This is a genomic window from Cedecea sp. VD22 (genome assembly GCF_037150195.1).
Lineage (GTDB): Bacteria > Pseudomonadota > Gammaproteobacteria > Enterobacterales > Enterobacteriaceae > Cedecea.
In genome coordinates, this window is the sequence record NZ_JBBCPX010000006.1 from 132,147 (window position 1) to 144,125 (window position 11,979).

Here is an 11,979-nt window from a genome sequence, read left to right on the forward strand (position 1 = left end):
ATGAACCATTATTTAAAATCTATTATCAGCAGACTTAATACCGATACCCGAGCCGCGCTCGATACTGCCGTTAGTCATGCAGCCTCCCAGCAGCATACGGAGGTGACGCCAGAGCACCTGCTGCTGGCTATCATTCAGCAGCAAAGCACCTTATTTGAAACGCTAAGTTTGCAAACAGGTTTACCCGTCAGCCAGTTATTCAGTGCGCTGCAACATGCGCTGACCCAGGCGAATAAAGCACAGGTGCCCACGCCGGTATTTTCCACCGAGCTGGTAGAGTGGTTAACGAATGGGTGGATGCTGGCCAGCGCACGGTGGGGAAGCGGCTCACTAACGCCTGAAGCGCTAATTGCCAGCGCTTTCAGCGATATAGTTAAACCGCTTTTCACTAGACAGGTTCAGGATGCCCTGCACTGCGAATCGGACAAAGTTAATGAACTTCTTCGTGCTTCTTCGCCAGCCAGTTCCCAGCCAAATAATGACCACCTTGCCACGCAGTCTTCACTGAAAAAATATACCCGCAATCTGAGCGAATTGGCCCAAAAAGGTGCCCTGGATCCCGTGCTCGGACGTGAATCTGAAATAAGGCAAATGGTCGATATCCTGCTGCGACGCCGGCAAAACAACCCGATTTTGACGGGCGAACCGGGCGTGGGTAAAACGGCTATCGCCGAAGGGCTGGCGCTACGGATTGCCGAGGGCACGGTGCCGCCTGAACTGAGAGCGATGGAAGTTCTGACCCTGGATCTTGGGTTGCTGCAGGCCGGAGCCAGCGTAAAAGGAGAATTTGAAAACCGTCTTCAGGCATTGCTAAAAGAAATCACGCGTGCCCCCAAACCCATTATTTTGTTTATTGATGAAGCCCATATGCTGATTGGCGCCGGTGGCCAGGCGGGTCAGAACGACGCGGCCAATCTCCTGAAACCCGCCCTGGCTCGCGGCGAACTGCGCGTGATTGCCGCCACTACCTGGGCTGAATATAAAAAGTACTTCGAAAAAGATGCCGCATTAACCCGCCGCTTCCAGGTTGTCAAAGTCGCAGAACCTGATATCGAAAATGCGACAACCATGCTCAGAGCAATGTCTCCGGCAATGGAGCAACACCACGGTGTGCCCGTATTAGAAAGCGCGATCCATGCGGCGGTTACTCTTTCCAATCGCTATATCGCCGGGCGGCAAATGCCGGACAAGTGCGTCAGTCTGCTGGATACGGCCTGTGCCCGAGTCGCCGTGTCTCAAACCCACGAACCCAAAGAAATTGAAGCGATCAACGTCCAGCTACGGGCGATTAGCAGTGAATGTGAAGCCCTGAGACGAGAAGACACAGCGCCAAAGCGCCTTGAAATATTGACGCGGCAAACCACAGAGTTAACGCAAAAGCTTGAAGCCCTTACCAAGGAATGGAGGGAACAAAATGACCTGGTTCAGCAATTGCTGAACAGCAAAGATGCCGCATTTATTTCCCACGGCCGGGAGAGACTGTCGGCCAGACATCAGCAACATGCCATGGTATTTGAATGTGTCGATGCGACCTGCATTGCAGATGTAGTGGCCGACTGGACGGGCATTCCACTAGGGCGAATGCTGGAGAAAGAGCATCAGCAAATCGATGCTTTATTTGAGCGACTGGCCGGAAGAGTGATTGGTCAGGATCACGCTCTCAAACAGATCGCGCAGCAGGTACGAATCAGCCGGGCAGGTATGGGGGACCCGCTCAAGCCAATGGGGGTCTACATGCTGGCAGGTCCATCCGGCACGGGAAAAACGGAAACCTCGCTTGCGCTGGCCGAATTGCTGTTTGGCGGTGAGGAAAGCATGGTGATCATCAATATGTCCGAATACCAGGAAGCGCATTCAGTTTCCGGCCTGAAAGGCTCCCCTCCTGGCTATGTCGGCTACGGCCAGGGTGGCGTACTTACTGAAGCTGTTCGTCGCAATCCCTACTCTGTCGTCTTGCTTGATGAAGTAGAAAAAGCCCACCCGGACGTTATGGAGCTATTTTATCAAATCTTTGATAAGGGCCAGATCGAGGACGCAGAAGGCCAGCAGATCAACTTCCGCAATACGCTGATTGTTATGACGTCCAATCTCGCCAGCGAAACGTTGATGGCAACCTATGATTCAGGGGAAATCAGTCCGGAGGCGCTGTGTAATGCCATTCGCCCGGAATTTGAACGCGTATTTAGCCCGGCACTCATGGGGCGCATGACGCTGACGCCCTATCTGCCACTCTCTTCTGACGCGATGAATGAAATCATTGGTCTTAAATTGCAGCGTTTGTGCCAGCGATACCAGAAAGCAGCAGATGCCTCCGCGCAGCCGGGTTACAGCAAACGAGCCGTCAGTTGGATTGCCGACCGCTGCCGGGTGGCTCAAAGTGGTGCCCGCGATATTGATCAGGTTTTGAATCAGCATCTGCTCCCGCTGATGGCCGACAGCGCATTGCATGGCGCGCCGGGAATCCCCTTAAGAATCGACGTCAGTAAAAAAGTCCTCACCCTGCGCGCAGAGAAGGTCACAACATGAGCGAGCCCATCCATTCTGAACATACCCGCACGCTGAAAATTAACAGCCACGATCCGCGTGGCCATCATACTTTTCTCCAGTTCAGCAACGACATGCACCGCTGGAAGATTTATTCAGACGACGGTAACTGGTGGAGAGAACGGGAAAAGGACTGCAATCAGCTATTCCAAAAATTTGGCTACGACCTTCAAATTGGGATGTGGTACTGCCTGATTGCCTGTCAGCGAAATGGCTGGAAAGGTGTTGCCAGTGCAACCCAGGTCTTTACCAGTGGTTTTGCCAAACAGCATCCTCCCTGTTGGCCTCCCCTGTCAGCGCTCGATCTGCGTCGCCAAATGATCGATAGCTACTGCCGGTACCTAACGCCGTTAATTTATTGCCTTCCGCTACAGACGGACAACATCCCGGCGATGGAACAGTTGCTAATGTCATCGGGGATGTTAGAAGCCCAGGCCGTTGAGCTGCAATCTTCCCAGGGAGATATTTTTCGGCAGCTCTCACTGTGGCTGGAGATGAACATCAAAATGCTCCAGCAGCAAACCCAGCAGAGCAAACCCGCCGTACCGGCAGCGCCAAAGCAGGAACCCACGATAACACACCTGCAGCTCCCCGAATCCCGGCCATTAACCTGGCCCAATAAGCTTTGCTGGAGTGCAGCTGGCGCAGCCTTTGCACTTTCCATTTTGTCCCTCTACCAAAGTGCCGATAATCCAGACGTACTGCGAGTGACCAACAGCATCTGGCAAGATAATCCGTTGGTCACTCAATGGAAAAACAAGCAGGAAATTGCCAGCAAATCTGCGCCGGCTAATACAACCTATGAAGAATTGATTTCACAGCTTACAGCCATTGAAAAACGACTTTTAGAGGCGGAACAAAAACGAACCTCCTATATGACTATTTCCGAGTTAAAAACGGCAATATATCAATTACGTGAAACAGTTCACCGGCAGAGCACCATGGTAGAGAATCAGCTCAATCAGCTCCAACGTTTAAAAGATAACGACAGGCAGATACCACCGGCGCAACTGTATGCGCTATCAGCCAAAATAGAAGGATTGAAAAGTAAATTCTTGCTATTGAAAATGGAAGATGGAATTTAATTAATAAATAACACTCAAAAAAACCCTTAATTTAAATAGCGTTAAGGGTTTCTCAGTGTTCAGATTATGAATATTTATCAACGCGCATTCATTCAATACGCTCCCTGCAGCAAGAAAGATAAAAATGCCATGTATTATCCACATGGCATTTAGCTTTCTTAATTTATCCTGCTTTATGCTTCAACCGAAAAACATTCACCGGCAACATTAAAAATATACACATCCGGGCGTAACGTAGATAATATTTTTTTGATTCTGCTTTCCGCGAACAAGACAGGTATTTGCCACGTCATCCGCTTTTTCGGCATTCGGCCAGATGTAATGCTTCCCCCGGCAGCTAAACTGCCCTGACATCACCTCATCCCCGGCGTTTATCGCTTTCATGAACATACAAAATTAATATTACCTGGGTAAATAAAACTCATATTCCACGACAATAACGGCAATTAAATTTATTATCACAGTAATAAAAAACCAGCGTCTGAACGGCTGTTTCTGAGTTTTATGGCGAAAACTTTGCTGAGCCAGAATCGCCCCGGGCCAACCGCCCGTCAGCCCAAAGAGAAGCAATGTTGCCTCCGGCACGCGCCGCCAGCCTTTTACCGCAGCCAGTTTGTCAGCGCCGTAAACCAGCAGCGTGAGCACATTCACCAGTACAAACCACATGCCCAAAGAGTGAGGCATAAAAGCGCTACCCAGCGCGGCGAGCATCAGAAGACAATAGCAGAAATGGTTAAGGTTCATCAGTTACCGCAGTAATATCCCATTGAAAATAAGACGAAATGATACCTAAAAATTGTTCATGGGTCCTGCCGGGTTGTTGGGCGGTTCAGTCACTTAATAAATCACGGCCATTATCATTAGCGAATTAATTATTTCACAAGAAACATATTCACTGTCTATCTTATTGAATAGTTTGAGATCGTCGGTAAGCAATTGTGGCAAATGACACGCTCTTTTACTTTTCCTCGCCAGCGCATATTTCTCGCCGCAGTAGACTTATCGGTACCGCCATCTCCTCCGGAGCTGGCACCCAAAACGCTAATGTCAGCAGGTGAATAACATGCATAAAGCCATCAAAATGCTGCTTGCCAGCTCGATTTGCTTGCCTTTATTCGCCGCAGCGGCCGACCCCGTCATTCCCTGGGCCGACAACAGCGGTGGAACAGAAAGCCAGCACATTGCCGCCATGGGGCAAAACCTTAACGGCCAGCATCAGGCAATCAGCAAAACTCAGGAAGGTGTCTGGGCGGATAACAGCGGTTCGATAGGCGCTGACGAACAGGCTCTAAGCAGCAGTAAACCCGCTTTTGCCGGTGATCCAAAACTGATGCCTCATCAGGGCTAACCACGCTGCACAGGGCCTCGCGCCCTGTGCCTTAAAACCGCAGCCCCCAGCCCTCAATCACGCCCGGCAATTGTGAAAGTAAATAGAGCACCAGTCCGACCGAGCCCCCCACCAGCGTGCCGTTAATGCGAATGAACTGCAGATCTTTGCCGATGTTGAGTTCAATCTGCCGCGACATGTCTTTTGCGTCCCAGCTTTTCACCGTATCGGTAATGTGCCGGGTGAGAAAAGCTGAGAAGTCCGGCGCGATATGCCGGGCAGCCTGCTCAAGGTGCTCATTCAGCGAGGCACGCAGCGAAGCATCGGCCGTTAGCGTTTCCCCGAGCCATTGCCCCGCTTCGGCAATGCGCTTTTGCACCCGCGAATCATCGCGGGCGATATCTGTTTTCAGCCAGCCCCGCAGGTCATTCCAAAGCTCGCCGAGGTAGAGATTAAACTTCTCATCCTCCTTCAGGTAACTTTTGATCGTTTCCGCTTTAGCCGCCATTTCCGGGTCATGTTTCAGGCTGTCGATAAGCCGCTGCACGGCGCGATCGAATGCCCGGCGAAGCTGATGCGTTTTGTCCTGGCTCACGTCATCCAGCAGAGAGTTAACGGCGTCGGACACCAGCTCTGCACTTTGCTCGCCCAGCCATTCGGTGGGCAGCACTCTGGCCTTAACCGGGTGCTCAGTTTCCAGCCAGTGGACGATCTGGCGGGCAATAAATTCCCGGCTGGCCGGTTTCTCGAGCAGCGCCAGCAGTTGAGCTATGACCGAGTCGAGCAAGGCCTGATGACGGTTGTTTTTGGTCAGGCTTTCCAGCAGCAGCGCGCTGGAATAACTGAGGTCGACTTTATCAATAGCTTTGTGCACCGCCCGGCGAATCAGCCCCTGAATCCGCGTGTCATCGGTCAGAGACAGCCAAGCCTCCATCACCTTGAGCATATGCCGCCCTACCTGCTGAGCATTTTCGGGCTGCCGGAACCAGCTCCCCATCATCTGCGCCGGCTCATGGCGACGAATCAGGTCAATCAGCGACTGGGTATCCAGAAACTTTTCCTGCACGAACTTGCCGAGATTCTCGCCGATACGGTCTTTATTACGCGGAATAATGGCGGTATGCCGGGCGATAAACGGGATCGGTACGCGGCGAAACAACGCCACCACCGCAAACCAGTCGGCCAGGGCGCCGACCATCGCCGCTTCAGAAATCGCTTTCAGGCCGCTCACCCAGAAATTAGGCGGCAAGAACAAAGTGGCGACAAACGTCGCGGCGGCAATCAGCAAAAGTGAGAGCGCCAGGCGTTTGGCGCGCTTTAATTCGATGAGTTTTTCCATTACTTAAGCGTAGCGCCCGTCTCTGCCACCAGCCAGTCATGGAACAGCGTCACCTCCGGGCGTCGACTGGAGCGCTCTGAACGCACGATGAAATAGGACCAGGTCAGCGGCCATTTGTGCTGCGGGAAAAGCTGGCGCAGCTGCCCAAGTTCGATCAGCTGCTGGACCAGCGCTTTGCGCACCACCGCCACACCACGCCCGCTTAGGGCAGCCAGGATAACGGCCGACGTAGAGTTAATGTGCAGGCCGTTTTGCTCACACAACGCCACGCCAATGTCCTGAGAAATCGTTTCCCACTCCGGGAAATTCGCCCCGGGATGCGGTGTATCATCATAAATAAGCTTCTGTTTTGACAGCCAGTCAGCTTCGGTGACGCCAGTCAGCAAATGCGGACTGCAGACAATCACCGCCTCTTCGTCCATTAACCACGTTGACTGTAAACCGGGCCAGTTGCCGGGACCGCAGCGTATGCCGACATCGGCCTCGCCGTGCAGCACATCGGTCAGTTTTTCCGTGACGTTAAGGCGCAGGTCGATGCTGTCATGCTCCTCGGAAAAGCGGTTGAGGCGCTCCATCAGCCAGTTCATCATCAGTACCTGAGAAGCGGTAATCACCACCACCGCGCGGGCTCTGGCACCTCGCAGCTTATTCAATCCCTGCTCCAGGCTGTCCAGCCCAACGGTAATGTCCTGCAGCGCCTCCCTTGCTTCCTCCACCAGCGTAAGTCTTTCTTTGCCGCTGCGCGTGCGGTGCAGCAGCGGATGGCCGACCCACTCCTCCAGGGAACGAACAAGCTGGCCCACAGCGGCGGGCGTTACGCCCAGCTCTTCCGCCGCGCCGGTAAAACTGCCGTGGCGCGCCGTGGCTTCAAAGGCGTGCAGCCATTTCAGGCGATTCAGCGATCTCATATTTTCTCTTCGACAAGGACGACATACCGACAAGATAGTTTTTCTTTCTCGATATGCAAGTTCTTATGCTTCGCCAGGCCGAAATAGGTTTGGCATTCTGTCGCCATTCCGAAGCGCCAGGCAGGCTGCTTCACCTTATTAAGCAAAGAGAAACGAGGTCATCATGTCTACATCATTCGCAGGTAAGAAACTTTTAGTTGTTGGCGGCACCAGTGGTATGGGTCTGGAAAGCGCCCGTCAGGTGCTGGAAAACGGCGGGAAAGTTGTGCTGGTCGGGAATCGCGCGGAGAAAGCCGAACAGGCACGCCAGGCGCTGTCTGCCCTCGGGGAAGTGTCCGTCATCGTCGCAGACCTGATGAGCAGCGAAGGGATGCATAAAGTGATGGACGTGATTAACGCCGAGCACCGCGACATTAGCCTGCTGGTGAACGCCGCCGGGGTCTTCTTCCCGAAAGCCTTTACCGAACACGAAGAGGCGGATTACGACATGTACATGAACATCAACCGTGCGACCTTCTTCATTACCCGCGAAGTGGTGAAAAACATGGTTGCCGCCGGGATCAAAGGTTCTATCGTCAACATCGGTTCCATGTGGGCGCAGCAGGCCATCGGCGCAACACCATCTTCCGCCTACTCCATGGCGAAAGCCGGTCTGCATGCACTGACGAAGAATCTTGCCATTGAACTGGGTTCGCACGGTATTCGCGTCAACGCGGTTTCTCCGGCCGTGGTGCATACGCCAATTTATGAAGGCTTCATTCCTAAAGAGGATGTGGCGGGCGTGATGGGCAGCTTTGATAGCTTCCACCCGATTGGCCGCGTAGGTACGCCACGCGACGTTGCCGAAGTAGTGAGCTTCCTGCTGTCCGACAATACTACCTGGGTGACAGGTGCCCTGTGGGACGTTGACGGCGGCGTGATGGCGGGTCGTAACTAGGCGCGATCGCCCCTCACCCCAGCCCTCTCTCCAAAGGGATGAGGGAGAAAATAAAAGCCTGGGAAACATTGGTTATCCCCTCTCCCTTCCAGGGCGAGGGGATAAATGCCTTATTTCCCCGCCAGATCACGGCGAAACCGCATCGTTAGTGCCAGAATGGTTGAAACGTTACCAAAAGGAGCTGAACGATGTATAAAACCATCTTAATGCCGGTGGATGTTTTTGAAATGGAGCTCACGGATAAAGCTATTCGCCATGCCGAATATCTGGCGAAAGAGTCTGAGGGCACAATCCACCTTCTGTACGTTCTGCCTAAATCCCCGCTGTTTAATACCCACGGTTTTTCCTCTGACATCCGTAAATTCGACGAATACCTGAAGAAAAACGCCGAAGAAAAGATGGAAGAATTGCGCGGGCACTTCTCACTGCCTAAAGAACGCGTCGTGCTGGAGATTCGCTACGGCTCGGTGAGGGACGAAGTGAACGAAGTCGCACAGGACATTCATGCGGATGTGATCATTGTAGGTTCGAAGAACCCGTCTATTTCCACCCACCTGCTCGGCTCCAACGCTTCCAGCATTATTCGCCATGCCCGCTTCCCGGTCTTTGTGGTTCGGTAAAGTGTCAATAAATAGCCTGCTTTTGCAGGCTATTCTACCTCGCATTAAATCACGCTTCCCCAGACTAAATTGCCCTGATGGAAGGTCGCGGTACGCGGCGAAATACGCGCCACCGCTTCCGCTGAGCATGATGCATCCACTAGCACAAAACTCGCCTCATCCTGCGCCTTCGGCCACACATGTTTACCTTTATCATCCAGCGGCAAAACATTGCCGGTGGCAATGGCCAGCGAACGCGACAGGCTAAACTCGCTCGGGCGAACGTAGAGCTGCGCATACAGGTTGGCTTTTTCCAGCATGTCGCCCAGCCCGTACGGCGACCAGTGATCGATCACGCTGTCGGTGCCGGTCATCACCAGCACGCCTTTTTGCTGGAGCTGCTTCAGCGGCATATGCAAAGTCCCGATGGGCACCGTAGAAGCGAGACTGATCTGCTGGGCAGCCATGCGCGTGGCAATATCATCCACCTGCTGCGGCGTAAGGGTCGCCAGTGCAAAACCGTGGCTGATGGTCAGTTTTCCCTTAAGCTGCGGGGTTTTCTCAACCGTTTCCACCATGTAATTCACCGCCGCCACGCCCGCCGGGCTGGTTTCATGCAGGTGAATATCCACGCCTTTGTCGTAATCAAGCGCTATCTGGAACATGGTATCAAGGGATTTTTCCATCGCGCCATCCACGTTGGTTGGATCCAGCCCCCCTACGTAGTGGGCCCCGGCCTGCATCGCTTCGCGCATCAGCGGTTCAGATTTTGAAAGCAGCAAGCCATGCTGCGGAAACGCCACGATTTCACAGTTCAGACCTGACTTTCTCTCCGCCAGCACCGCCTGCAGGTTTTCAAGGTTTTTCAGCCCGGAAACCGGCTCAATGTTGCAGTGGCTACGGGCAATCGTCGACCCTTTGGACTGGATAAGATCGATAAGCTTGCCGGCGCGCTCGCGGGTGTAGGGCTGCAGCTCCGGCAGAATTTTACGCTCCCATGCAATCATATCCATGATGGTGGTACCTTCCGGGCGGTTATGTACCTGCCACGGGCCGCCATAAAACGTCTTGTCCAGATGGATGTGCATATCGCGCATCGCCGGCAGCAACAGCTTACTCCCGGCGTCATAGCTGCGCAGCGTGCCGTCAGGGTGCGATTTATTGGCACGAACTGCCGCAATTTTGCCGTCTTTGATTTCTAACGTGTGCAGTTCGGTGCGGGTACTGACGGCGGTTTCGCCTTCATAATTAAACCCGGTTTCCAGCAGCACATTGTCGAGGTAATAGTGTTTTTCGCTGATAGCATTCATTTGGTGGCTGCTCTCACAGGCGGTTGCAGGTGTTTTCGCGGCCCAGGCTGCGGTGCCGCTAGCCCCAAACAGCGCGCAGGCTGCGGCGACCTTGCCGCCTCCGCTAATAAAGTCGCGACGGCTTTTCTCAATCTCAGTCATTATTATTTTTCTACCCAGAGTGTGATGGTGGTTGTCAGGCATACAGCGGCTAAGCGCCCGCTTCTCTCAGCAATTGAGCGATTTCGCGGTAGCCTTTTTCTTCGGCCAGTTCCCGCGGCGTTTTACCGTATTTATCCGTCATGTGCGGGTTGGCGCCGTGTTCCAGCAGCAGCGAGATAATATCCTGCTGCTTTTTGCCGCCGTCGTTCAGCACGATGGCCTCAAGCAGCGGCGTCCAGCCGAGGAAGTTGGTGTGGTTGACGTTAATCTCGGTATGCACCAGCAGCTCGCGCACAATCTCGACGTGGCCTTTCTCGCTGGCAGGCGTAATACCCACCCCGCCAAAACGCGTTAAGCGAGTCATGTCAGGCTTCGCGGGTAGCAACAGGCGCAACAGCTTGAGATCGTTATTCAGGCAGCTAATCAGGAAGGGATTAAAACAGGTTTCATCCTGCTGATTAATGTCCACACCCGCCTCAATAAGCAGCGCCACGCAGTCATATTTTTGGTTCAGGCTGGCGATGGTGATGGCCGTTCTGCCCTGCCGGTTGGTGACGTTAATATCCACGCCCTGCGCCACGCATGCTTTCAGCGTTGACGCGTCCCCGTTCAAAGCCGCCGTCAAAAACCCGGTTATCAGCTCGTTGTCAGACATCATGTTCTCCTGTCGTTCGCGGTTATGGCCGAAATTCGAGAATAACAACGCCCTGGCGGGAAAAACATCCGCTTAAAAAAGATTCATCGCTGATGCCGCTATTGTTGAATGTGTTTTAATAATCTTTTTCAGAATGTGTCAAACTCCCCGCATCACGCGTCATCGAAGGGAGCCCGGAATGCACTCCATCTTTACCGAAGAGAACCTGCAGGCTTTCACCTGCGCCGCCCGCTACGGCAGCTTCAGCCGGGCTGCCGAAGAGCTGGGCGTTACCACCTCCGCCATCAGCTACACCATAAAACGCATGGAAACGTGGCTCGATGCGCCGCTGTTTATCCGCAACACCCGCAGCATTGAGCTGACCGAATCCGGGATCTATCTCTACCGCAAGGCCAGCGACTTGTTGAATGATTTTCAAGGGATCCGGCGGGGCATTGAGACCATTTCGCAGGGCATTGAAGCGAAAGTCAGGATCTGCATTAACCATCTGCTGTACACGCCTCAGCACACGGCCAGACTGCTGAATATTTTGAAAAAGCAGTTTCCCGGCTGCCAGATTGCCGTCACCACCGAGGTGTACAACGGCGTCTGGGATGCGGTGCTCAACAATCAGGTGAATATTGCCATCGGCGCGCCGGATGCGCTGCTGGGCGGGGGCGGCATTGACTACACGGAGATTGGCGTTATCCGCTGGGCGTTCGCTATCGCACCAGATCACCCTCTCGCCGCGGCACAGGAACCGATCCCCGAAAGCCAGCTCAGGCTGTATCCGAATATCATGGTGGAAGACACCGCCTCCACCATTAATAAAAAAGTGGGCTGGCTGCTGCACGGCCAGGAAACCCTGGTGGTACCGGACTTCCCGACCAAATGCCAGTGCCAGATTTTAGGCGACGGCATCGGTTTTTTGCCGGATTACATGGCGCGTCGCGAGGTAGAAAACGGCCTGCTGGTGACCCGCCAGGTCCATAACCCACGCCAGCATTCCCGCATGTTGCTTGCCACACAGCACGCGGCGACGGGTCAGGTTACTCGCTGGATCAAACAGCAATTTCGCCCCGGCGGCGTGCTCGCAGAGCTGTATCAGGACTTGATGCACCAGGCCTGACCTCCCCCACCTATTTTACCCGGGTA

The 11,979-nt window shown here is 53.7% G+C and carries 11 protein-coding genes; 6 read left to right on the plus strand and 5 right to left on the minus strand.

The annotated features are described in order from the left end of the window. Both tssH and WFK85_RS13565 read left to right on the plus strand, forming a co-directional pair. Positions 1-2,526 (plus strand): type VI secretion system ATPase TssH, encoded by a 2,526-nt coding sequence (gene tssH, locus WFK85_RS13560; RefSeq protein WP_336708358.1) that lies wholly within the window; start codon positions 1-3, stop codon positions 2,524-2,526. Then, positions 2,523-3,629: a VasL domain-containing protein gene (locus WFK85_RS13565; protein ID WP_336708357.1), complete on the plus strand. Its 1,107-nt coding sequence runs from the start codon at positions 2,523-2,525 to the stop codon at positions 3,627-3,629. Before tssH ends, WFK85_RS13565 begins: the two co-directional genes overlap by 4 nt. Before the next feature lie 402 nt (positions 3,630-4,031). On the opposite strand, the gene WFK85_RS13570 is transcribed toward WFK85_RS13565, so the two are convergent. Beyond that, complete coding sequence (locus WFK85_RS13570; protein WP_336708356.1) at positions 4,032-4,373, minus strand: DUF1294 domain-containing protein; 342 nt, start codon at positions 4,371-4,373, stop codon at positions 4,032-4,034. Positions 4,374-4,692: 319 nt separating this feature from the next. On the opposite strand from WFK85_RS13570, the gene WFK85_RS13575 reads away from it, so the two are divergent. Continuing rightward, a complete protein-coding gene (locus WFK85_RS13575) occupies positions 4,693-4,977 on the plus strand; it encodes a hypothetical protein (RefSeq protein WP_008455937.1) in 285 nt (94 codons plus the stop codon). Positions 4,978-5,008: 31 nt separating this feature from the next. Here WFK85_RS13575 and WFK85_RS13580 read toward each other — a convergent pair whose 3' ends face one another. Together WFK85_RS13580 and WFK85_RS13585 are read right to left on the minus strand one after the other, a co-directional pair. Next, a complete protein-coding gene (locus WFK85_RS13580) occupies positions 5,009-6,295 on the minus strand; it encodes a DUF445 family protein (protein ID WP_166994480.1) in 1,287 nt (428 codons plus the stop codon). Beyond that, a complete protein-coding gene (locus tag WFK85_RS13585; protein ID WP_336708354.1) occupies positions 6,295-7,203 on the minus strand; it encodes a LysR substrate-binding domain-containing protein in 909 nt (302 codons plus the stop codon). Before WFK85_RS13585 ends, WFK85_RS13580 begins: the two co-directional genes overlap by 1 nt. Positions 7,204-7,366: 163 nt before the next feature. Here WFK85_RS13585 and WFK85_RS13590 point away from each other — a divergent pair, with 163 nt between their 5' ends. Continuing rightward, positions 7,367-8,140 (plus strand): SDR family NAD(P)-dependent oxidoreductase, encoded by a 774-nt coding sequence (locus WFK85_RS13590; protein WP_166875989.1) that lies wholly within the window; start codon positions 7,367-7,369, stop codon positions 8,138-8,140. 188 nt (positions 8,141-8,328) lie between these two features. Continuing rightward, positions 8,329-8,760, plus strand: a complete 432-nt coding sequence (uspG, locus tag WFK85_RS13595; protein ID WP_008455928.1) for a universal stress protein UspG — start codon at positions 8,329-8,331, stop codon at positions 8,758-8,760. Positions 8,761-8,804: 44 nt separating this feature from the next. Here the strand turns inward: uspG and WFK85_RS13600 are convergent, their stop codons facing one another. Both WFK85_RS13600 and WFK85_RS13605 read right to left on the minus strand, forming a co-directional pair. Further along, positions 8,805-10,190, minus strand: a complete 1,386-nt coding sequence (locus WFK85_RS13600) for an amidohydrolase family protein (RefSeq protein WP_336708350.1) — start codon at positions 10,188-10,190, stop codon at positions 8,805-8,807. 49 nt (positions 10,191-10,239) lie between these two features. Continuing rightward, entirely contained in the window at positions 10,240-10,845 is a 606-nt protein-coding gene (locus WFK85_RS13605) for an ankyrin repeat domain-containing protein (RefSeq protein WP_336708348.1), read from the minus strand. 178 nt (positions 10,846-11,023) lie between these two features. On the opposite strand from WFK85_RS13605, the gene WFK85_RS13610 reads away from it, so the two are divergent. Continuing rightward, the gene (locus WFK85_RS13610; RefSeq protein ID WP_008455922.1) at positions 11,024-11,953 is read left to right on the plus strand and encodes a LysR substrate-binding domain-containing protein; all 930 of its coding nucleotides are present in this window, start codon (positions 11,024-11,026) and stop codon (positions 11,951-11,953) included. Positions 11,954-11,979 lie beyond the last annotated feature (26 nt).